This is a genomic window from Candidatus Eisenbacteria bacterium (assembly GCA_005893275.1).
Taxonomy (GTDB): domain Bacteria; phylum Eisenbacteria; class RBG-16-71-46; order SZUA-252; family SZUA-252; genus WS-7.
In genome coordinates this window covers 1-21671 of record VBOW01000008.1, presented here as the reverse complement: position 1 = coordinate 21671, position 21671 = coordinate 1, and the positions used below count along the sequence as shown (strand labels likewise).

Sequence of the window (21671 nt, the reverse complement as noted above, 5' to 3'; positions counted from 1 at the left end):
CCGAACAGAGGAAGCGGGGTCAAGAGAAGCGGGCGGCGCAGGCGGAGCGCATCCTCGAGCGATGCGATCCCCAACGTTCGCTCGACGGTCATGTCGATCGGCGCCGCGATCCAGAGCTTCGGTTCGACGGTCACCCCGATCCGAGCCGCGACCCGGGCCGGCGGGGCGGCGCGCGCGCTGTCGGGGATGGCCGGTGGGGCGGCGCGCGCGGCGGAAGGCGCCGAGCTCATGATCCATCCGGCGAGCGCGAAGAGCCGCAGGGCACGCTCAGCCGGCACGCCGTGCCGCCATGGGATGGTGCCTGAGCCACGGAATCGCGAGATTTCCGATGAGACCGAAGATCACGAGATTGGAAGCGAGGTGCTGCGCCGCCGGGAGAAGGCCGAGCGCGATCGCGACGGAGAAGGAGCCGAAGGCGACTCCCTGTGCGAGATTCGTCAGGGCGTCGTAGAGGAGCGTCGCGAGAAGCCCGCACGCAAGCAGAACCGCGGATCGCGCGCGGTATGCGCCCGAGGATTCCGGCGCAAGGAGGAGCCACGGCCGGGCGAGACCTCCGATGGCCCCGACGAGCGCTCCCCCGAACACCTGCGCCGCCAGAATCCACGGATGGGGCGGGCCGTACGGATTCGCCACGCTGAACACAAGGCGCGCGATCGCGCCAATCCAAAGGCCCCACGCCGGTCCCGCGAGGATCCCGGATAGGAAAACCGCCACGGTGAAAAGCTCCACAAAGAAGAGGTACGGGAACAGGAGCAGCTTCGCGTAGCCGCACGCGACCGAAAAGGCGATGAGGGAGGAGCTCAGAACGATGGTTCGCATCGGGAGGAGGCGAGGGAAAACGTACCAGATGCATCTTCGATGCGCAACGACGGTCCGGGGCGCCGGCGGGCGGCGACGAACCCTGAGCCCGCCTCTACGAGCGCGAGCGGACGGGGCGGCGGGTCTTCAAGAGGGCGTCGAGAGGCTTCAGGATTTCGTCCGGCACCTCGACGCTCCCGATCGTGATCCCGGGCGTCCGCTCGCCGTGATAATCCGAGCCTCCCGTCATGAGAAGGCCGTGAAGCTGGGCGAACCCGCGATAGCGCTCCACCGCCGCGGCGTCGTGCTTCGAGTGCCAAACCTCGATCCCGTCCAGGCCGCGCCGGGCCCAGGCCGGAATCAGGTAATCGCGGTTCAGGGTTCCAGGATGCGCGAGGATCGTGACACCGCCCGCGTCGCGCACGATCGTGGATGCCTCCTCGAGCGTGACCCGAGGCTTCGGCACATAGGCCGGAGCATGGTGTCCGAGATAGCGCTGGAACGCCTCGTTGAACGACTCGACGTGCCCCGCGCGGAGCAGCGCCTCCGCGACGTGCGGGCGCCCGAGCGAGCCGCCGTGCGCGATCGTCTCGATCTCCTCGAGCGAGATCCGGATGCCCAGCCCCTTCAAGCGCGAAAGAATTTTCCGTGCGCGTTCCCGGCGGCCTTCACGATAGCGGGCGACCGCCGCCCCGAGCGTGGGATCGGTCTCGTCGAACCCATAGGCGAGCAGGTGAACATCCATCGCCTCCTCGCTGACGGATAGCTCCACGCCCGGGATGAGCCGGAGGCCGCATTGCTTCGCGCAAAGAGCCGCGGCGGGAAGTCCGTCCAGGGTGTCGTGATCGGTGAGCGAGAAGATCTCGACGCCGTTCGAAGCCGCGGTCCTCGTCACCGCGTCCGGGGTGAAGGACCCGTCCGAGGCGCTCGAATGCATGTGGAGATCGATGCGCGACATGCTCAGGCTCGATCTTCCGCGCGCGCAAGACGTTGCTTCAATTCTTTCACCTTACTTGCGACCTTCAGGAAATCCACGTTCAAGAGGTAGACCTCTTCAAAATGCTGGAGCGCTCGGTCGAGATTCCCGAGCCGCTCGTTCGCCACGGCGAGATTGTATCGGATGCTGATCGTCTCCTCGGGACCGTACCCCGGAAGCTCGAGGGCCCGGCTCAGCTCGCGTGCCGCCGAAGCCGGCTCGTTCTTTTCGAGGAAGCAGAGGGCGATCATTTCCAGGCACTTGACCTCCATCGGGCTCCCCTTGGAGGCCACCTGGAACTCGCCGATCGCTTCGTCGTAGAGACCCATTTCCATGTAGGCCATGCCGAGGTCGTAGTGGCTCTCGTGGTCTTCCCCGGAGATGCGCTCGCTGACGCCGGCTTTGAACTCGTCGATGATCTCCTCGAGATCGATGAGCGGGTCTCCGCTCGGAGGAACCTGCTCCTCGTCGCGCACCCGCACGCTCGAGGCGGGGCGCTCGTCCGGAAGCGAGTCGAGATCGATCGGGGCTCCGGCCTCCGGGCGGCCGTTCAGGAGCGCGTCGAGACGCTGGACCCGACCGCGCGCGCGGTCGTTCTCGGGATCGAGCTCCAGGCAACGGAGATATTCCAAGCGGGAGAGTTCCCATTCTTCGTGCGCGAGGTAGACCTCACCCAGCTCGAAGCGCGCCCGGGCTTCCGCCGGGCCATCCCCCGCCCGCGCGGCGATATCCACAAAACGCCGAAGCGCCGCTTCGTGGGTGGGCTCGATGCCGAGCAGAGCCGAGAGAAGCTCCCGCGCGCGAGCCATATCCCCGCGGAAGAACGCCAGCTCGCTCGCCTTCCAGTATTCTTCGGCGGCAAGGTCTTTGTTTCCGGATTGGAGATAGCCGCGCGCCAGCTCCTCGTGGCTCTGAAGCTCGGGTTCCGGCTCGCGCACGGATGGGGGGCCGCCGGACGCCGCGGCCACCTCTTCACGCTGGGACGGAGGGGCGACCGGCGTCGCGAGCTCGCGTTCGATGGCGCGTGACGAGGGTTCGAAGCCGAGACCGCGATCGACCGCCTCCTCCACGCCGGGCTCCAGGCCCGCCTCCGGACGCGCCGGCTGTGCGGGGGCGCCGGGCGCTCCCGTGGGAACGGGCACGGCGGCGCCGGGAGCTCCCGGGAACGATGTCAGCAGGCTGGGGGCGAGCGTGGAGACCCGCTCCCGGATCGCCTCGGCCTCATCGATCCGTCCGGTGAGCTTCGCGCGCTCCGCGCGCCTCAGGAGCTCGCGGCCGCCCCGCTCCGGCTGATCGGCGCGAAGCGCGATCTCGACGTACTTTTCGGAGAGGTCGAAATTATCGGCCGAAAGCTTGAGCACCTCATCGAGCACATCGAGCGCCGCGTCATGATCCTGGCGCCGGATCGAGCCCTCGGCGAACTCGAGATAATGAATCTGCGCGTCCCCGTACAGCCCTTCCTTCGCGTACAGCTCTCCCAGCGTGCGGTGGATGGCGAGGTCTTCCTTGGAGATGCGGAGGATCTTCTTGCATACGGCGATCGCGTTCTTGTAGAGCTCGCTCTTCGCGTACTCGTCGACCGCCTGGCGATAGCGGCGCACGGCTTCCTGCATGGAGCCGCGCTTCGCGAGGAGGTCGGCCACGACGATGAAGTCGTAGGGGTCCTTGTCGCCTCCCTCGAAGAGCTTCTCGTATTCGGCGATGGCGCCGTTCACGTCGCCCTTTTGGACGAGCTGCTGCGCCTTCCGCTTGATCGCCATGTTCCGATCCACGCTCAGCCCTCGTTCCCTGCCGCCGAGAAGTCGAGACTCATTCCGCTTTCATCCGCCGGGCGACCTGGGCGACGCACGAATCCAGAAGCTCCTTCGCGCGAGCGAGCGAGCGCTCGACACGCGATTCGAGGTCCGAGCGCTCGGCCCCGGGCAAGCTCCCCACGTTGATCCGGACGTTCCAAGCCGCTCCCTCCGCGCCCGCGCGAGCGAGCCATGCCGCCACCCCGGCGTCGCTGACCGCGTTCGCGTTTCCCACCGTCGCGACGTCGAGCGCCAGCTCGAGCGAGCGCACGCATGCCTCCGCCGTGCGAAGGGGAACCAGCGCCGCGTTCCGCGCCGCTTCCACGAGCGTCCTCTCCCGGAGCGCGATCTCATCCGGCGTGCGCTGCGAGAGCCGCGCCGCCGCCCGGAACGCTTCATAGGCGCGCGCGTCTTCCTGCACCAAGTCGACGAGCTCCCGGCGCAACGATTCCGCCGCCGCGCTCACCTCGAGCATCCGGGCCTCATGCTCGGCGTACTTCTGTTTTCCGATCGTCAGCCGCGTGACCATGGACGAGAGCGCCGAAGCGAGCGCGCCGGCCAAGGCGGACACGCTTCCGCCACCGGGCGTGGGTGATGCCGATGCCACGTCCTCCAGGAACTCCGCAACCGTCTGCTCGGTGGCGCCCAGGCGCCGGGCGAGCCGGTTTTCCAGAATCTGATCCCGGGAGAAGCCCTCGAGTCTCAAATGGTGTTCCGCGACATCGATCAAGGCGTCCTGGCAAACGAGCCCGACGACCTCGCTCCCCACAATCGCCACGCCGTAACGGTCCGCCTCATCCTGGATGAGCGCGAAGACACGCTGGACGGGCGTCCCCCACGTGTTGACGAGGTTCATCGAGATCTGGACGATGCCGCGCTCCTTGAGCTCGAAACCGAGAGCTTTGACGTAGCGAAGCCCGCCCGACTGGAAGCGGATCGCCTTGGCGATCCGCTTCGCGATCTCGACGTCCCTGGTGCCCAGATTCACGTTGAAGGCCAGAAGCGGCATCCGCGCGCCCACGGCGATCGCCCCCGCGCTCGGATGCATCGCGCGCGGGCCGAAATCGGGCGCCCGATCGGGGTTCGTCCCGATCTCCCGGGCCAATCCTTCGAACTCCCCGCGCCTCACGTCCGCGAGATTCTGCCGGGAGGGTCGGGTCGCGGCGGCCTCGTAGAGATACACCGGAATGCCGAGCTCGCCGGCGATCCGCTCTCCCGCCTGCTTCGCCAGTTCCACGCACCGCTCCAGTTGGGTCGATCCGATCGGAACGAACGGCAGAACGTCGGTGGCTCCCATGCGAGGATGCTCGCCCCGATGCCGGCGCAGGTCGATCAGCTCGGTCGCTTTCCGGACCCCCCTAAGAGCCGCCTCCACCACGGCCTGAGCCTCCCCCACGAACGTGACGACGCACCGGTTGTGGTCGGCGTTCATCTCCTGGTCCAGCAGCCGGACCGACCGATCGCTCGAAATTTCGGCAACGATTTGCCTAACTACAGACAAATTTCGGCCCTCACTGAAGTTGGGGACGCACTCCACAAGTTCGCTCATGCGCTCTCCTTACCGAGATCCGCGGATTTCGTGGGGATCGACACAACCAATATAACCGGCATCGCATCAGTATCTTGGCGTTGTGCCTTCATGCGCAACCACAACGATCCTGGCGATCCATCACGAGCGCACCCCTCTTGATCACGGACCTCACGTGCTCCTCGGCGTAGTGGTAAGCGATGTGCCGATAGTCCCGGGCGTCGAACAGCACAAGGTCGGCCTGGTACCCTGGCTGAATCCGGCCGAGCCGGGCCCCTTCGCCGACGGCGTGCGCGGCGTTGGCGGTCGCGGCCATCCACGCTTCCGCGGGGGTGAGCTTCATCTGCGTGACCGCGAGCGTCATCGCCATCGCCATGGACGAGGACATGGTGGTCCCGGGATTGAAGTCCGTCGCGAGCGCGACCGGAAGCCCCATCTCGACCATGACCCGCGCGCGTGCATAGGGCAGCCCGAGCGTAAAGGCGGTTCCCGGCAGGAGGACCGCGATCACGCCCGCCTCGCCCATCGCGCGGAGCCCTGCAGGCGACGCGTGGAGCAGATGGTCCGCGGAAACGGCGCGCATCTCCGCCGCGAGCGCCGCGGCGCCGACGTCGGCCAGCTCGTCGGCGTGGAGCTTGGCGCCCAAGCCCAGCTCGCGGCCACGCCGAAGAATCCGGCGCGCTTCCTCCACCGTGAACACCCCTTGGTCGCAGAAGACGTCGCAATAGCGCGCGAGATGCTCGCGCGCGATCGCGGGGATCATCGTCTCAAGAAGGAGCGTCACGTACTCCTCGCGCCTGCCGCGGTGCTCGTCCGGAATCTCGTGGGCGCCGAGGAATGTCGGAATGACCTCCACCGGTGAGCGTTCTCCCGCGCGGCGAAGCGCCTGGAGCTGCTTTCGCTCCTCGTCGAGCGACAGCCCGTATCCGCTCTTGGCTTCGACGGTGGTCGTCCCCTGGGAGAGGAGCCGCTCGAGGCGTTTCGTCACGGACCCGGCGAGCTCGTCTTCGGACGTGGCGCGGAGCCGGCGCACGCTGGCCCGAATGCCGCCTCCCTTCTCGGCGATCGCGGCGTAGGTCTCCCCGCGGGCCCGCGCATCGAATTCCATCTCGCGCGTTCCCGCGAAGGGAAGATGCGTGTGGCAGTCCACGAACCCGGGGGCGAGAAGCAGGCCTCGTGCGTCGATCACCCGGGTGGCGTCCCGTTCCGGATACCGGGCGAGGACCTCCGCGGTCGTGCCCACCGCGGCGATCCGTCCACCGACGCAGGCCACGCCGGCGTCTTCAAGGAGGAGGGGGTGATCCAGGGCGTGGCCCAGGAGCGGGCCCTGGGCCTCGCCCGCGGTGACGAGCTGGGCGGCCGAGACGATGAGAAGGTCGCACGTCACCGTCGGCCGTCCCTCATCGGAGACAGGCGGTCACTCGTGAGAAGGAATCGGGAGCTTGTGCTTCAGGGCCATGGCGCGCGCCTCGGGGTATCCCGCGTCCGCGTGACGCCAGATCCCCGTTGCGGGATCGTTGGTCAACACGCGGCGCAAGCGCGCGAGCCCCGCCGGCGTGCCGTCGGCGACCACGACCATGCCCGCGTGGATCGAGTTTCCGATCCCGACACCCCCGCCATGATGCACCGACACCCAGGAGGCGCCGGAGACCGCGTTCAGGAGCGCGTTCAAGATCGGCCAGTCCGCGATCGCGTCGCTGCCGTCGCGCATGCCCTCGGTCTCACGGTACGGAGAAGCCACGGAGCCGCAGTCCAGGTGATCGCGGCCGATCACGATGGGGGCCCCCACGTCGCCGCGCTCCACCAGCTTGTTCAAGACCTCGCCGAATCGCTCCCGTTCCCCCATGCCGAGCCAGCAGATCCGCGCCGGCAGGCCCTGGAACGTGACGCGCTCGGAGGCGAGCCGGATCCAGCGCCGGAGCGATTCGTTCGCGGGAAACAGCTCGAGCAGAGCGCGGTCGGTCACCGCGATGTCTTTGGGGTCTCCGGAGAGCGCGACCCAACGGAAGGGTCCTTTCCCCTCGCAGAAGAGGGGCCGAATGAACCGCGGCACGAAACCGGGAATCTCGAACGCGTTCGTGACGCCCGCCTTGACCGCCTGGCCGCGAATGTTGTTGCCGTAATCGAACGTGACCGCCCCACGCGCCATGAACGCGAGCATGGCCCGCACGTGCTCGCCCATGGACTCGATGGCGCGCCGCGCGTACTCCTTGGGAAGCTTGCGGCGCAGGGCGGCGGCATCGGCGAGGGAAAGCCCGGCGGGAACATAACCGTTCAGCTCATCGTGCGCGGAGGTTTGATCGGTCACGAGATCGGGCGCGCTGCCGCGACGCACGAGGTCCGGGAGGATCTCCGCGGCGTTGCCGATCAATCCGACCGAAAGCGGCTCCTGCTTCCGCAGGGCCTCCTCCACCCACCGGAGCGCTTCCTCGACCGACCCGGTGCTCTTGTCCAGATACCGCGTTTCGACCCGACGGCGGACGCGTTCGGGATCGACTTCCACCGCGAGACAGACGCCCTCGTTCATCGTGACCGCGAGCGGCTGTGCGCCCCCCATGCCGCCGAGACCCGCCGTCAGCGCCCAACGGCCCCGCAGCGACCCGCCGCAGCGCTGTCGCGCGGCCTCGGCGAACGTCTCGTACGTGCCCTGCAGAATCCCCTGCGTCCCGATGTAGATCCAGGACCCCGCGGTCATCTGGCCGTACATCGTGAGCCCCTTCGATTCCAGGCGCCGGAACTCGTCCCAGGTCGCCCACGCGGGGACCAGGAGCGAGTTCGCCAGGATCACGCGCGGCGCGTCCGGATGCGTTTTCGCGACCCCGACCGCCTTCCCCGATTGAACGAGCAGCGTTTCGTCCCCTTCCAGGGCGCGAAGCGAGCGAACGATTGCGTGGAAGGCCTCCCAGCTCCGCGCGGCCCTGCCGGTGCCGCCGTAGACCACGAGATCCTGCCATCGTTCCGCGACGTCGGGATCGAGGTTGTTCATGAGCATCCGCAGCGCCGCTTCCTGGTGCCATCCCTTGCAGGATCGGTTCGGCCCACGAGGGGCGCGCACCGGCTCGCGGGGAGGAGCGCCTGGGAGTGCGCTCTTTGGGACCTGGGTCTCGGTTTTCGGCATCGCTTCCGTCACATCCTTTCGCCCGCCGGAGGCGGCATCAAAACGCTCCGATTCCCGCGAGGTCCGCGGGGGCCCCGGACGCGATCCACTCATCCAATCGATCGAGATCGTGGTCCGGCCTTCGATCCTCGTCGAGGGGCGGCACGAGCTCATGGAGCCGCCCCAGCACCCGCTCCAGCGGCCCGCTCGACCGAAGCGGTCTCAAGAGATGGATTCCCTGCGCCGCGCACAGCATTTCCCCGGCCACGACACGGCGCACGTTTCGCACGAGAGTCAGGGCTTTGACCGCGGCGTGCATCCCCATGCTCACGTGATCTTCCTGCCCGGCGGAGGTCGGGATCGAATCCGTGCTCGCCGGTTGCGCGAGCATTCGATTCTCCGACACCAGGGCCGCCTGGAGGTATTGCACGATCATCAGCCCGCTTCGGAGCCCCGCTCCGGGACTCAGGAACGGAGGCAATCCGCTCTTCGCGTCGTCGAGGAGGAGAAACGTCCGCCGCTCGGAGATCGAGCCGACCTCCGCCATCCCGATCGCAAGAACATCGAGCGCCAGCGCCACCGGCTCGCCGTGGAAGTTTCCGGCCGAGATCACCTCTCCCGTGTCGGCGAAGCAGAGCGGGTTGTCGCTCACGCTGTTCACCTCCGTGACGACCGTCTCGCGCGACTGCCGGAACGCCGTGATCGAGGCGCCGAGCACCTGGGGGGCGCAGCGGAGCGAATAAGGATCCTGCACCTTGGCGCAGCCCGCGTGTGAGGCCACGATGCCGCTTCCCTGCAGGAGACTCCAGAGGATCGCCGCCGAATCCCTCTGGCCGGCATGCGGGCGGATCGCGTGCACGCGGGGATCGAACGGCTTGACGCTCCCCCGCGCGGCGTCGACGGAGAGCGCGCACGCGAGGTGGGCCGCGCGCAGAATCTCGGCCGCCTCGATCAGCGCGAGCGCGCCGACCGACGTCATCCCCTGAGTTCCGTTGATGAGCGCGAGACCCTCCTTCGCCTGGAGCTTAAGGGGCACCATGCCGTTCCCGCGCATGAGATCCGCCGTCTTGGCGAGCCGCCCCTCGACGCGAACCTCTCCCTCGCCGATCAAGCCCAGCGCCAGATGCGCGAGCGGGATGAGATCTCCGCTCGCGCCCAGGGAGCCACGGCTGGGCACTACCGGCAGGATCTCGGCTTCGAGCATTCGCACGAAGTGCTCGAGGAGCGTGAGGCGCACGCCGCTGTATCCGAGCGCGAGCGAGTGCGCGCGCAGGGCGAGCATGAGGCGCACCGCGCGAGGCTCCAGCTCGGGCCCCCACCCCGCCGCGTGGCTCCGGATCAAGTTGAGCTGCAGCTCCTCCACGTCGGCGTCCCGGATGCGCACCGACTTGAGCTGGCCGAATCCGGTGTTGACCCCGTAGACCGTGCTCCCCTGTTTCAGGACCTTCTCGATCAGCGCTCGCGACGGCGCGACGCGCGCGGGAACATCCGGGGCGAGCGAGATCCTCGCTCCCCCCGCGACGGCGCGGAGGTCGTCAAAGGTGAGCGGCGCGCCCCCGATCGCGACCCGTTCCTTTCCGGCGATCGGCGCGGTCACGCCCGGCACGGCTCCTCCTCTCCTTCCGGTCGCGGAACCCGCTCGCCGGCGCCGCTCGAAAACCAGTCCCCTACCCTCGAGAGAAGCTCCGACCGGGAGGAGGTCACGAAGGGAGCCGACGGGAGCGTCGCGGTGAAGCGCCGGCCGTACGAGGCGCGCGCGAGGCGCGGATCGGCGACCACCACGGCGCCGCGGTCCGCGGAGCTCCGGATCAGCCTACCGATCCCCTGGCGAAATCGCAGGATCGCCTCCGGGAGCGCCAGATCGCGGAAGGCATCTCCGCCATCGGCCTCGATCGCCTCCGATCGCGCTTCTACCAGGGGGTCGGTCGGGACCGCGAACGGAAGCCGCGCGATCAGGAGGACCTCCAGCGAAGCACCCGGGAAATCCACCCCTTCCCAGAACGACGCGGCGCCCAGGAGCACCGCGCCCCCCCCGGCCCGAAACTCCGCCGCGAGGGGCGCGGCGGCCTCGCCGGGAACCTGCCTCAAGAGCGGGATCCCGGCGCGCCGAAGCGGGCCGGCGCAGCGGTCGGCGACCTGGTCCAGCATCTCGTAGGAAGTCAGGAGCACGAGGGTGTTCCGGCGGAACGCGGTCGCGAGCCCGACGATCAGCTCGGCGAGCCGCTCGGGGAATTCCGGGTCGTTGGGTCCGCACGCGTCCCAGACCGCGGAGAGGACCTGGCGCTCGAGCGGAAAGGGGGACGGAAGGGTTGCCGTGCGCACCTCCCCCGGGTCGAGCCCGAGAGCATCGAGCACGGGACCGAAATCATCCCCCGCGCGAAGCGTGGCGGAGGTGAGGAGCACCCGATCGCAGAGCGTGAGCAGGCTGTGCCGGAGGACGGCCCCCACATGCACGGGCCGGCGATTCAAGCGGGGCGATCCGCGCCCGTCGCGGTCCACGAAGAACGCCGAGCCCTTCTCCTCGAGCGCGACCGCCGACCGGAGCGCGCGCTCCGCCTCGGTCCACGCGAGCGAGCGGCCCCGCACCTCGTCCAGCGCCTCGAGCCCCTCGGGCTTCAGGGCGGCCGGCCCTTCCCCCGCGGCGGTGTCGGCGAGATCCTCGAGCGATCGGGAGAGCGAGCCCAGAGCCGAGAGGAGCCCGTCGAGCGCCGAGGGACTGAGCCGCGCCGCGTCGAAATCGCGCGTGATCCGCGCCGACGGAGCGCCCGCCGGAAGGACCCGCTCGAGATCCAGGGCGAACGCGGCCGCGTGGGCGAGCACGGGCGCGATCGACGCTTCGGAGGCCCGGATCCGCTCCGCGACGCGGCCCCCGCGGCCGCGCCGCAGCGCGCGCTTCAGAATCCGGAGCACCCCCGTCCGCGCGTCGGTGCGGCCGGCAAGCCGCAGAAAATCCTGCACGCCGAGGGTCACGCCGAGCTGTTCGCGGGCCACGCGCTCCACGTGGTGCGCCTCGTCCAGGACGAGCGCGCCCGCCTCGGCGATGAGCGTGGCGCGAAGACCCGGGTCCGAGAGGAGGAGCGCGTGATTCACCAGCACGATGTCGGCGCGGAGCGCCTCCCGCCGCGCCCGCTTGGCAAAGCAGCCGGTCGATGCGTCGCACGCCGAGGCCGCGCAGACGAGCGGGTCGGAAGCGATGTCGGCGAGGAACGCCGGGGAGAGGTCCACCCCGAGCTCGGTCAGCTCCTCCAGCTCGCCGGTCCGGGTACGCTCCGCCCACGAGCGGACCGTCTCCGCCGCCGCTTCTCCGAGCTCCGCCTCGGGAAAGAGCGCGCGTTGCTGGAGCCGCGCTTCCGCGCGCCTCCTGCAGAGGTAGTTCTGTCGTCCTTTCAGCGTGACGACCCGGAGCGGGGACACGGTCGCCCGCAGCGCGAGCGGAATATCCTGGCGCAGGAGCTGCTCCTGGAGCGCCTTGGTGCAGGTGCTCACGACCACGGGGCCGGACCCCCGAGCGCGGCGGAGGAGGGCGGGAAGGAGATACGCGAGCGACTTGCCGATTCCGGTGGGCGCTTCGACGAGCAGCATGCCGCCCTCTTCGAGCGTCTCGGACCAGAGCCGCGCCATCTCGCGCTGCCCGGGCCGGTTTTCCCAGCCCCGCTCCCGGCTCAAGCGCTCGAAGGCCAGCCCCAGCAACTCATTGGAAAATCGTTCGGTAGTATCCATGAGGTCGGACGCGGGTCCGATTCCAAGCTACGGGAGCAAGGACGAGAAGTCAACGAGCGGCGGACGGATCCGCGGGCCCGGGACCCGCGGCGTTCGCTGCGGAACGCTAGCGCGCCGCGGGCGCCACGCCGGCCTTTCTCAGCGCGGTCTTGAGGCGCGGCTCATCCCACACCTCGATTCCAAGCTCGCGCGCCCTGTCGAGCTTGGAACCGGGCTCTCTGCCGGCGACGACGGCGTCGGTTTTCGAGCTGACCGAGGACGCCACCTTGCCGCCCGCCTCCTGGATGAGCCGCGCGGCTTCCTCGCGCGTCAGATCCTCGAGCGATCCCGTGAGCACGAACGTCTTTCCCGCGAGCGGTCCCGCGCCCGCGGCGCGGCGCGGGGGAGCTTCCGGCTTGACGCCCGCGTCGATCAAGCGACGCACGATGGTGCGGCCCGTCTTCGAGGAGAAGAACTCGACGACGCTCGAGGCGATCTCGGGGCCGATCGTTTCGACTTCGAGAAGCGCGCCCTCGTCGGCGGCCATGAGCCCCTCGAGCGATCCGAAGTGCCTCGCGAGAATCTGCGCGATCCGCGCGCCGACGTGCCGAATTCCGAGGGCTACGAGGAGGCGGTCGAGAGGCGCGGTCTTGCTCCGCTCGATCCCCTCGAGAAGATTGGCCGCCGATTTCTCCCCCATTCCCTCGATCTTCACGAGATCCTGCTTGCTCAGGTGGTAGAGATCGGCGGGATCGGCCGCGAGCCCCGCGTCCACGATCCAATCGACCGTCTTCCACCCGAGCCCCTCGATGTCGAGCGCGCCCCGGCTCGCGAAGTGGACGATCCGCCGCCTCACCTGCGCGGGGCAGTAGAGGTTCTCACAGCGCACGGCCGCCTCTTCCGGCATGCGCAGCAAGGGGGAGCCGCACACCGGGCATTTCGAGGGCATCACGAACTTCGGTCCGCGCCGTCCCGACGTGGGCACCACGCGCACGACCTTGGGGATCACGTCTCCACCCTTGTCGACGACGACCCGGTCCCCGGGCCGAAAATCCTTCCGCTCGATCTCGTCCTGGTTGTGAAGGGTCGCGCGGGACACGACCGTGCCCAGGAGGGTGACCGGCTCCAGAATCGCCACGGGGGTCACGACCCCGGTCCGGCCCACCTGGAGCTCGATCGAGCGCAGGGTCGTCTCGGCTTCATGGGCGCCGAACTTGTAGGCGATTCCCCACCGCGGGCTCTTCGATGTGAACCCGAGGGCCTCCTGCTCCCGGAAGGAGTTCACCTTGATCACGAGACCATCCGTGCCGTAGGGAAGCTTCTCCCGTTTGGTCTCCCACTTCTCGCTCGCGCGGCGCAGCTCGGCGAAGCCGCGCGCGAGGGAGTTCTCGGGGTTCACGCGAAGCCCGAGCCGTTCCATCCAGGCGATCGCCTCGAGCTGGGTCTTGAGCCCGTGACGCTCCGGCCGAACGACCTGAAACAGGAAGATCTGGAGGGGACGCCTCGCCACCTCGGAGGTGTCGAGCGTTTTCAGGCTCCCGGTCGTCGCATTGCGCGGGTTCATGAACGCGGCCAGACCCGCCTCGACGCGCCGCTCGTTCAATCGCCCGAAGGCGCGGGTCTCCATGAAGACTTCCCCACGCACCTCGAGCTCCCCCGGCGCTTCGCGCCCGTGCAGCCTAAGCGGTATGGAGCGGAGCGTGCGGAGGTTCGTGGTGATGTCGTCTCCTTCGGTCCCGTTCCCGCGCGTGAGCCCAAGGACGAAGCGGCCCTTCTCATACCGCAGCGCGACCGCGACCCCGTCCACCTTCGGCTCGACGGCGTATTCCACCTCCTCCTTGCCCAGGAGCTTCCGCACCCTCGCGTCGAATGCCTCCAGCTCCTCCAGCGAGTACGTGTTGTCGAGGCTCAGCATCGGAACCGAGTGCCGGACCGACGGGAACCCGGGAAGGAGCCCGCGGGCGACCCGCTGGGTCGGCGAGTCCGGATCGCGGTGCTCGGGGTGCGCTTCCTCGAGCTGGCTCAGCTCGCGCAGCAGCCGGTCGTACTCGCGGTCGGAAATCTGCGGCTCCCCGACGACATAGTAGAGATAGTCGTGGCGCTCGATTTGCCGCCGAAGGTTCAGGATCTTTTGCGCGATTCCTCGGCTCACCAGTCGGTCGCGTAGTGAAGGTGCAGTTTGCTCTCCCGAAGCGGGGCCCCGGGTCTCAGCCCGAGCTCGATTCCGACCGTTCCGGCCCGGGTCGGGCTCCTGAGACCCGCACCGTATCCGAACTCCCAGCCGGGGCTCAACTCCGTTCGGGCGAGCGCGGCGCCTAGGCTCGCATCTCCGCGCGCGCTTCCCGCTTCCACGGGGACCCCGAGGTCGTGACGCGCGCCGTCCAGGAAGAGAAACACGCGGGCGCCGCCCGGCCCGGTGATCCAGCGGTGCTCGAGCGTCATCGCCAGCACGCGGTCCCCCCCGAACGCGCGGTCGCGGTGGCCCCGCAGCCCCTCGCTTCCTCCGAGGAAGCGAAGCTCTTCCGCGGGGAGCGGGCCGCCCCCGAGGCTCACCCGCTCCGCGCGCATCGCGGCGTAGAGCGCGCGCCCCCTGCCGGTCGGCTGCGCCGCCTCCCAGGTGAGCGTTCCCTTGAGCACCCCGCGCGAGGTCCGCGGGTATCCGGGATAGGATTCGATGCGCCGTCCCGCTTCCCCGGCGACCGCCGCGGCGAAGCCGCGGGCCGGATTCTCCGGCGGGGTGAGGCCGCGCCACGTGAAGCGCCCCTCGAGCGACCACGTCGCGCTCGTGCCCCGGCCCGCTCCGGTGTAGGCGCTGCCGCTCCGGCGAAGCGCCGCCGCGGCACGGGCACGCGGGGTGGGGCGGCCCGAGAGCTCGAGCGACCACTTCGTCTGGGTGTAGAGGGAGTCCGCGACCTGCGCCTCGAGCGCCACCTGGGCGTCGAGTCCCGATCGGAGCAGGGAGGGCTCGCGGTAGCGCGCGGCGTAGTCGGAACGGCCCGCGCCGAACCCGGCCCACTTGGCGCCGGCCGAACGTCCGCTCCCCCCGATGTTCCCGAGCGCGAGGTCCGCGAGCCCCGTGATTCCGCCGCCGTTTTGAACACCCACCGCCCCTTCGAAGCGGCTCAGGCGATTCTCGACGACCGGCGCGATGACGCGGGCGCGCCCGGGCTCCGCCATCGGGGCGACCTGGATCGATCCAACCGAAGCGAAGAGCTCGCTCGCCTCAAGCCGCGCCCGGGCGTCGTCCAGAACCTCGGGGGTGAGCACGCGCCCCTTCCTGAGCCCCGAGATCGATCCCACCACCGAGGGCCGCACGGCGGCGCCTCCGACCTCGAGGGTATCGAGCGCCACCGGGGGGCCGGGATTCAGGAAGACGTGGAACCGCGCCGTCGCCGAATCGGCGAGGACGACCGAGTCGAGGGAAGCTTCCGCGCCGAGCCGGCCCCTTGCCTGGGCCTCGCTCCGGAGCGCCTCGAGCCCCGCCAGGATCGCGCGGGGCTCGCCGCTCCCGCCGCTCGCGCGCTGGAAGATCCCGGCCCCGTCCGCCACGACCTCCTCCCCGCCGCGCACCGCGGCGACGATCCGGGAAGGGGCGGGGCGGCGTTCGACCGTGATCTTCGCCACGCCGCCCTCCTCTCCTCCGGGCCCCGGAGCGAGCGTGAGCCTCACGATGGCGCCGATGGCGCCCCGAGCCAGGAGGCGGTCGCGGGCGCGCGCGGCGAGCGATTGCAGCTCCTCGCGCGTCCAGAGCCTGGGGGCGCCGGACGCGGCCCCGGCGGAATCCGCGCCCGAGGATGAATCCGCGAGCGGCGCCGCGAGGAGCGAATCCACTCCGGGGCCGGCCTCGAGCGCGTAGCGCTCCACCCGCGGCTCGAGCGCCTGCGGCGCGCGCGGGATCGAAGCGCCGGCGGTCGCGGCATGCCACCCGAGGAGCGCGACCGAAACCGATGCGATGTGGGAGAGACGCTTCATCAGAAGTAGCTCCGGAGCTCGAATCGCCCCGTGTAAACCGCGTTTCGGCCGCCCGCCACTTGCCCGTTCCATGAAACCCCGAGTGAGACCTGGTCGCGCAGGCGGTAGTCCCCCAGGAGATCGTAGTCGACGCGGCTCCCGAGAAGGGGCGGGGTAAAAAAGATCCCCGGCTGATAGAGCCCGACCTGCTTCGTGCGGGCCCAGAGCGCGCGACCGTCGAGTCGAAGCCTTCCTCCTGAGGCGCAGCGCGCCGCGGGGCCTCCCGCCACCGTCTCCTGCAGGCCGCCCCGCGTCACGTCGCGGTCCTGTCTCCCCCGCATGATGAGGGAAAGCGACCACGCGGGGCCGAGCGCGCGGGAGAGCTCGAGATCGCACCCGCGCCCGCGGCTCCTGGATTCGAAGCGGTCGGCCGTGTCGCTGCGGAGCGCCGTCTGGGAAGAGCCGTCGAGCGACGCCGACGTGACGAGACGGGCACCGCGCCACAGCGGATTTCGCACGCGGAGGGTCGCGTCGATCCCGTCGCGCACGACGCGGAGGTTCTCGAGCTCCCCGGTGCGGTCGCGCCGCACGCCGGCCTCCACGCGAAGGTCGTAATGCCGTCCCCTCGGCGCGTACTCGACACTTTGACGCGCGTTCACATTTCCGCGGATCGTCGCGCCGGGGTCCAGATAGTCGCGCGGGTCGAGCGCGTGTCGAGGGCTGCCCAGCGCGAGGGAGGACAGCGTTTCCAGGCGGAGGAAGGTGCTCGCGCCCCACGCCCGCCAGAACGAAGGCCCGCCCGCCGCGGCCGTGGCCGCCCGTCCGGGGTAGGCGTCCAGTCGAAGCTGCACGTTCGCGCGGGTCCGGGGAACCGGGAGCCCGGTCTCGGTGACCACTTGGAAATCACCCTGGAATCGCGGATTCCCGAACGCGTCGTAGGCTCCCGTGCCCGGATCGACGGAGACGACGCGGCGGATCACCTGAGGCTCGCGGAGCTGGGTTGCGTCGTAGCGCAGCTCCGAGGTGAAGGGTGCGCCCGGCGCGCCGGCGAGGATCGCGAGTTGCGCGAGGTCGCTCGCCGAGGCCCCGGCTGGATCGGCGACGCGCCGCCGCGTCCAGCCCATCTCCACCGAAAGCGAGGCGCGGGAACGCGCGGAGAGCCCCGCCTCCCACGTCGCGGCGCGGGTCGGAACGAGCCCCTGGCCCGGATTGCCGCGCCGGTCGAGCCGCTCGCCGTACGAGGCGCGAAGGCTCACGCGCGGTGCGGGAGCGACCCCGAGCCCCATTCCCCATTCACGGCTCCGGCGCTCGGGGATCGAGTCCCCTTCCTGATAGGAAACCCGCTCCTCCTGGAAATGGGCCCTCGGGGTCACGATTCCCCGCTGGCGGGCGAGGTCGAAGTCGAGGCGCGAGCGCGAGCCCGCCTCCGAGCCGAACGTGTTCCGGGACCCCTCCCAGCGGAGCGCGCCGGGGAGAGCCCCGCGCCAGTCCGCCGCGAGAGCACGGCGCAGCGAGCGCGAGCCTCCCTCCAAGCGGCGCTGACCGATTTCGCCGCGGAACGAGAGCGCGGAGAAGGGATCGTACTGGAGACCCAGCTCTCCCCGCGTTTCGCCCCCCTCGCGGGCGGCTTGGTTCCAGCGGTCCTGCTCGAATGCGTTGTCGAGCCGGTCCATCGTCGTGAAGCGACCGTCGCGAGAGCGGTAGGACCCCGAGGCGTGGATACGGCCCAGGGAGCGACCCGCCACCGAAAGCGGCCGCGGATCGAGCTGCGCGCCGACCCGCACCGCGTTTCCTCCGTTGTCGCCGTCGTCGAGCGAGGAGAGCGCGTTCCGGTCGAATCCGGAGCGCGCGGCCTCGGCCTCGAGGCTCAGCGCCCGGAACAGGCGCGCGGACCCTCCCAGATCGAAGAGCCTCCGCTCGTCCGGCGAGGGGAGGGAGCGGCCCGGGGCGAAGGATCCGAGATTGCGTCCCATGTAGTGATAGAAGCGGGTGCCGTCTCCCGCGAGCGTGTCGGCGTAGGCGCCGCGCCCCACGCCGACCGGAACGAACTCGACCAGGTAATCCCCTCTTCCCGCGCCCAGGTGGATCCATCGCGGGTTCGCCGGGTCCGTCTGATCCCAGGCGTAGTCGCCGTTTCCAGCTCCGACGTAACGTGCGCCGGAGGGCGCGGCCGCGGAATCCCCCAGGCTCCCGAGCGCGCGCAGGTCCGCCGGCGAGAGCGAGGCGTCGATCGGGCTCTTCGGATCGTCCCCGTCCTTGAGGTACGTCGCGTACCAGCGGCCCGCGGAGGCGATCGCTCCCTGGGTGAACGCGGCGTAGAGGCTCCGCCGGAAATTCGTGCTCGCCCGCTCGAAGTCGAACGCGATCCGGCTCTCGGCGGTGATCGGGTGGCGCGTCGTGAAGGTGACCGCGCCGGCGCCATAGTCGACGACGTAGTCCTGATCGGCGCCCCGCTTGAGCTTCGCGCCGTCCAGCCAGACCGTCTCCGACCCCGCGACGATTCCCGGGGGGATTTCGCCAGGCGCGCGTGGGATCAGGTTGTACGGACCTTGCTTGCCCTCCTCCCCTTTGATCTCGATCGAGCTTCGTTCCCCTTTCGCGCTCGCCGCGGCGAGGTCCCACTTGGCGCCGCCGATCCGCGCCTGACCCCTCACCCCCTGGAGCTGGCGCGTGAGGCGGGCGAATTCCCCGGGACCTCCGTCGAGCCGGAAGTCCCCCATCGTGACTTCCCCCTTCGGCGCCCGGACCGAGAGGACGAGCCGATCCAGATCTTGTAGCTCGCGGGTGCTTCCGTCCGGCTCGAAGGGGAGCTCCTGATCGCTCAAGGTGGCGGCCAGCTCCACGTCCCCGGCCACCCGCCCCCGCACCGTGAGGTCGAGCGTCTGATGGAGCGATGCGTCCCGCCCGCGACCCATCTCGACGGCCAAGGACTTCGAGCCCGAGAAAAGAAGCGCGCCCGGGTAGGCCGGGCTCACGGGCGGACCGGTGGCGGCGGCCGGATCGGCGCGTCGCGCCAACAAGACCGCCGGTCCGGCGGCCGAATCGGCCGCGGGCGCAGTCGAAAACGGGGAGGCCGCGCGAAGGGAGAGGAGCGACGGCGACCGGATCACGGGGTATTCGAGGACCAGCGTGTCGCTCGAGGAAGCCACCCCGCCGGGATGGATCACCCCAGTCGGGCGAGCGGACGCCGGCCGGGCGGTCGCGAGCGCGAGGCCGCACGCGAGCGCGATCGCGAACGCCGGAGCGAGAAACCGAACGCGGATCACGGCCGCGCCGTCCGCTCGGGCACCAGCACCTGAATCTCTCCGCGCCCAGGATCCGCCACCGCGATTTGCCCGCGCGGTCCGATCGCGAGCGCCGCGGGACGCCAGGGAACGCGATCCCCCCCGAGGACCCGGGTCAAGAGGGTCGCGCCGTCTGGGCCGATCACGAGAATGCGCTGGCCGGCCCGATCCGCGGCGTAGAGGAACCCTCCGCGATCGACCGCGAGATCGGAAATCGAGACCGCCTTGGGGAGCGGATCCAGGCTCACCGTGAACGCGAGCCGGCCGCTTGCGTCGAAGCGCCGCAGCGCGCCGCGCGCGGCGTCGTAGATCCAGACCTCGCCCCGCGCCCCCGCCGCCGCCGCGAGAGGCACGAGGAGGGAATCCTCGGGCACGAGATACCGCGTCGCCCGGGCGGGCTCGAGCCGGTCGTCGAGGGGCAGAAGGTCGCGCGTGCGCGCGGAAAGGAGCCAGAGCTTCCCGAACCGGTCGAGCACGAGCCGCGCGTCCGCGCTCCGCGATTCCTCCGAGGCCGCGCCCTGAAAGGGCCTGCGCCCGAGAAATCGCCCGGCGCGGTCGAAGGCCACGAGCGCGCCGCGGCCGCGGTCCAGCACAAGAAGCGATTGGTCCCGATCTAGGGCGACGTCCTGGGGCAGCTCGAGCGAGGTCTCGTCGGAGCCGTATCCGCCGACTTCGTAGAGGACTCGTCCCCTCGGGTCGAGCTTCGTGATGCGGCGGGTTTCCGCGTCGAGCACATGCAGGTTTCCATCGGAATCGTACGCGAGACGAGACGGACGCCGGATCCCCACCGCTTCCAGCGCGTCCTGATCGAAGGTCCACTCGGTCCGGAGCGCGCCGGGCGGGCTGGACGAGGTCGAATCGGCTGCCTCGCGGTCAGCCGCGCGGCAATCCCGGTGCGGGCCCGCCAGGCAGGCGAGCGCCGCCAGAACCGCGATGAGGGTTTTTCCTGTCGGACCGCTCATGATGACCGGAGGGGAAGCTCCTCGTCGCGGCCTGGGATCGTTGGAGCTCGAGCGGCTAGAACCGGTGCCGGAGCAGGATCCTTCCCCCGCCGTCGGCGGTGACCATGGTCAGGAGCCGCGGCTCGTCCGGCTCGATCGCCGACTGCTCGGCCCTCAGGTCGCGGCGGTGAAGCACCTGGGTGTCGATGGCGCTGACCAGGCGGTTCAGGATCGCGAGCGCGAAGGAAAACTTCGCGCGGTTGAAGGCGCGGGTCGAGTTTTGCCGCGTCTCGATGTAATGCTCCTGCAGCGAGGCGCTCGTCCAGTTCCAAGCTCGATTTCCGGTCGGAAGCCGCTGGGCTACCCAGGCGTCCTGCGCCGCCGGGTCCCCCGGGAACTCGTTCCGCGCGTCCCGCCGAAGCGCGTCCTCGTAGGAGTCGGGGCCCGATCCACTCGAGCGCAGGTAGGTTCCGACGAGCCTCCAATAGTCGTCCGATTCCGATTCCGTGCCGATTCCGGCGTTCAGCATTGCCTGTTCAATGTAGTTGTTCTTCCGGAGATGGCCCGCGATCTCCCATGCCGTGAAGTTGGCCCAGATCGCGCCCTCGGAAATGAAGAACCCCGTCGCGCGCCCTTTGTGGCCCGAATAGAGCTCCCCCGCTCCGGGCAGGAGGAGCGAGAGGAGGAGCGCCCTCCTCGGATTCACCGAGCTCGGTGCCCGAGCTTGGGCGGCGTCCTGGGCCGCGTTGAGATCCGCGAGCGGGCTCCACGCGGGCCCTGATCCCGTATGCGATGCGGCAACGGGAAGAAGGGCCATCTCGGAATTCGGTTGGGCGGGCGCAGGCGCAGCGCCCGTGAGGGCGGCGGCCAGAAACAAGAGGATGGTTGGGACGGTTCTAACGGAGACGCTTCGTGACGACAAAACCGAAGGCATTGTCCCTCGCAAACGGCTTCGTGTGCATCTTGAACCGAACCTGGGTGTCGTTGCCGAGTGAAGCGCCGCCCCTGTGCTTCATCAGTTGCAACACATCCACCGCGCTCACCACGCGGTTCACGAAGGCCCCCGCCAGCGCCGTATGCGCGTTTTTCAGGAAGTTATTGCTGTGTGCGCGAATTCCCCGGTAAAAATTCCGATTGTCCTGGCTGTCCCAACCGGACCAATAGGTCGAGATCTTTCCGATGTCCTCATAGTACTGCTGCTTGTTGTGATCGTGGAAGTAGAGGATGAGGCTGTCCGCCGCGGGATCATAGGTGCCGTTGTTTATTTCTTGGGTCTTCCACGAGTTGTAGTCCCAGTGTCCATCCGCGTAGGTCTCGAACTCCTTTTCCTTCGATTTGCCGCGGTCGTGGTAGTAGAGATAGGCGGCCCACGCAACGCCTTCGAGGCCGAGGTTCACGAGGCCGCGCTTCTCCCCCGCGTACAGGTGACCCGAGCCTGGAATGGCCAGGTTCATGAGGAACGCCTTGCCGGGAGACCTGTGCTGGGGTTCCTTCGGGACCTGGATCGGAGGATTTACGGCCGTAGCGGTGGGGTCCCCGATGGGGGTTACGGAATCGGCGATCGCCCGCTGGGCAAGGAGAATCTCCCTAGGGGTCTCGGAATC

General features: G+C 69.5%; 14 protein-coding genes and 1 pseudogene. All 15 read right to left on the bottom strand.

What is annotated here, in order from left to right; all coding sequences use genetic code 11:
* The coding region (locus E6K76_00640) for a hypothetical protein (protein ID TMQ60839.1) at positions 1 to 278 on the bottom strand (278 nt) is incomplete at its 3' end.
* Complete coding sequence (locus E6K76_00635; protein ID TMQ60838.1) at positions 268 to 819, bottom strand: hypothetical protein; 552 nt, start codon at positions 817 to 819, stop codon at positions 268 to 270. The genes E6K76_00635 and E6K76_00640, both read right to left, overlap by 11 nt.
* A gap of 94 nt (positions 820 to 913) precedes the next feature.
* Positions 914 to 1756, bottom strand: a complete 843-nt coding sequence (locus E6K76_00630) for a PHP domain-containing protein (GenBank protein ID TMQ60837.1) — start codon at positions 1754 to 1756, stop codon at positions 914 to 916.
* Positions 1757 to 1758: 2 nt separating this feature from the next.
* Positions 1759 to 3534 (bottom strand): tetratricopeptide repeat protein, encoded by a 1776-nt coding sequence (locus tag E6K76_00625; protein ID TMQ60836.1) that lies wholly within the window; start codon positions 3532 to 3534, stop codon positions 1759 to 1761.
* A 691-nt stretch (positions 3535 to 4225) separates the two neighbouring features.
* A pseudogene (gene ftcD, locus E6K76_00620) lies at positions 4226 to 5116 on the bottom strand (glutamate formimidoyltransferase).
* An 88-nt stretch (positions 5117 to 5204) separates the two neighbouring features.
* Positions 5205 to 6482 (bottom strand): imidazolonepropionase, encoded by a 1278-nt coding sequence (locus E6K76_00615; GenBank protein ID TMQ60835.1) that lies wholly within the window; start codon positions 6480 to 6482, stop codon positions 5205 to 5207.
* Between the two features lie 30 nt (positions 6483 to 6512).
* On the bottom strand, positions 6513 to 8213 hold the full coding sequence (hutU, locus tag E6K76_00610; GenBank protein TMQ60834.1) for a urocanate hydratase: 1701 nt from the start codon (positions 8211 to 8213) through the stop codon (positions 6513 to 6515).
* Positions 8214 to 8250: 37 nt separating this feature from the next.
* Positions 8251 to 9777: a histidine ammonia-lyase gene (gene hutH, locus E6K76_00605; protein TMQ60841.1), complete on the bottom strand. Its 1527-nt coding sequence runs from the start codon at positions 9775 to 9777 to the stop codon at positions 8251 to 8253.
* An 8-nt stretch (positions 9778 to 9785) separates the two neighbouring features.
* On the bottom strand, positions 9786 to 11912 hold the full coding sequence (locus E6K76_00600) for an ATP-dependent DNA helicase (GenBank protein TMQ60833.1): 2127 nt from the start codon (positions 11910 to 11912) through the stop codon (positions 9786 to 9788).
* Positions 11913 to 12018: 106 nt separating this feature from the next.
* On the bottom strand, positions 12019 to 14046 hold the full coding sequence (gene ligA, locus E6K76_00595) for an NAD-dependent DNA ligase LigA (GenBank protein ID TMQ60840.1): 2028 nt from the start codon (positions 14044 to 14046) through the stop codon (positions 12019 to 12021).
* A complete protein-coding gene (locus tag E6K76_00590; GenBank protein TMQ60832.1) occupies positions 14040 to 15863 on the bottom strand; it encodes a hypothetical protein in 1824 nt (607 codons plus the stop codon). Before E6K76_00590 ends, ligA begins: the two co-directional genes overlap by 7 nt.
* Positions 15863 to 19108: a hypothetical protein gene (locus tag E6K76_00585; protein ID TMQ60831.1), complete on the bottom strand. Its 3246-nt coding sequence runs from the start codon at positions 19106 to 19108 to the stop codon at positions 15863 to 15865. The genes E6K76_00590 and E6K76_00585 overlap by 1 nt, the downstream gene beginning before the upstream one ends.
* Positions 19105 to 20088: a hypothetical protein gene (locus E6K76_00580; GenBank protein TMQ60830.1), complete on the bottom strand. Its 984-nt coding sequence runs from the start codon at positions 20086 to 20088 to the stop codon at positions 19105 to 19107. Before E6K76_00580 ends, E6K76_00585 begins: the two co-directional genes overlap by 4 nt.
* Before the next feature lie 55 nt (positions 20089 to 20143).
* A complete protein-coding gene (locus tag E6K76_00575; protein TMQ60829.1) occupies positions 20144 to 20773 on the bottom strand; it encodes a hypothetical protein in 630 nt (209 codons plus the stop codon).
* 190 nt (positions 20774 to 20963) lie between these two features.
* The gene (locus tag E6K76_00570; protein ID TMQ60828.1) at positions 20964 to 21521 is read right to left on the bottom strand and encodes a hypothetical protein; all 558 of its coding nucleotides are present in this window, start codon (positions 21519 to 21521) and stop codon (positions 20964 to 20966) included.
* Between the last annotated feature and the right edge of the window lie 150 nt (positions 21522 to 21671).

What these genes read in the sequence shown, in the direction of transcription:
- E6K76_00635 (TMQ60838.1), bottom strand. Translation starts at nt 819, where the DNA reads ATGCGAACCATCGTTCTGAGCTCCTCCCTCATCGCCTTTTCGGTCGCG.
- E6K76_00600 (TMQ60833.1), bottom strand. Translation starts at nt 11,912, where the DNA reads ATGGATACTACCGAACGATTTTCCAATGAGTTGCTGGGGCTGGCCTTC.
- E6K76_00580 (TMQ60830.1), bottom strand. Translation starts at nt 20,088, where the DNA reads ATGAGCGGTCCGACAGGAAAAACCCTCATCGCGGTTCTGGCGGCGCTC.
- E6K76_00570 (TMQ60828.1), bottom strand. Translation starts at nt 21,521, where the DNA reads ATGAACCTGGCCATTCCAGGCTCGGGTCACCTGTACGCGGGGGAGAAG.
- E6K76_00590 (TMQ60832.1), bottom strand. Translation starts at nt 15,863, where the DNA reads ATGAAGCGTCTCTCCCACATCGCATCGGTTTCGGTCGCGCTCCTCGGG.
- hutU (TMQ60834.1), bottom strand. Translation starts at nt 8,213, where the DNA reads ATGCCGAAAACCGAGACCCAGGTCCCAAAGAGCGCACTCCCAGGCGCT.
- E6K76_00625 (TMQ60836.1), bottom strand. Translation starts at nt 3,534, where the DNA reads ATGGCGATCAAGCGGAAGGCGCAGCAGCTCGTCCAAAAGGGCGACGTG.
- E6K76_00630 (TMQ60837.1), bottom strand. Translation starts at nt 1,756, where the DNA reads ATGTCGCGCATCGATCTCCACATGCATTCGAGCGCCTCGGACGGGTCC.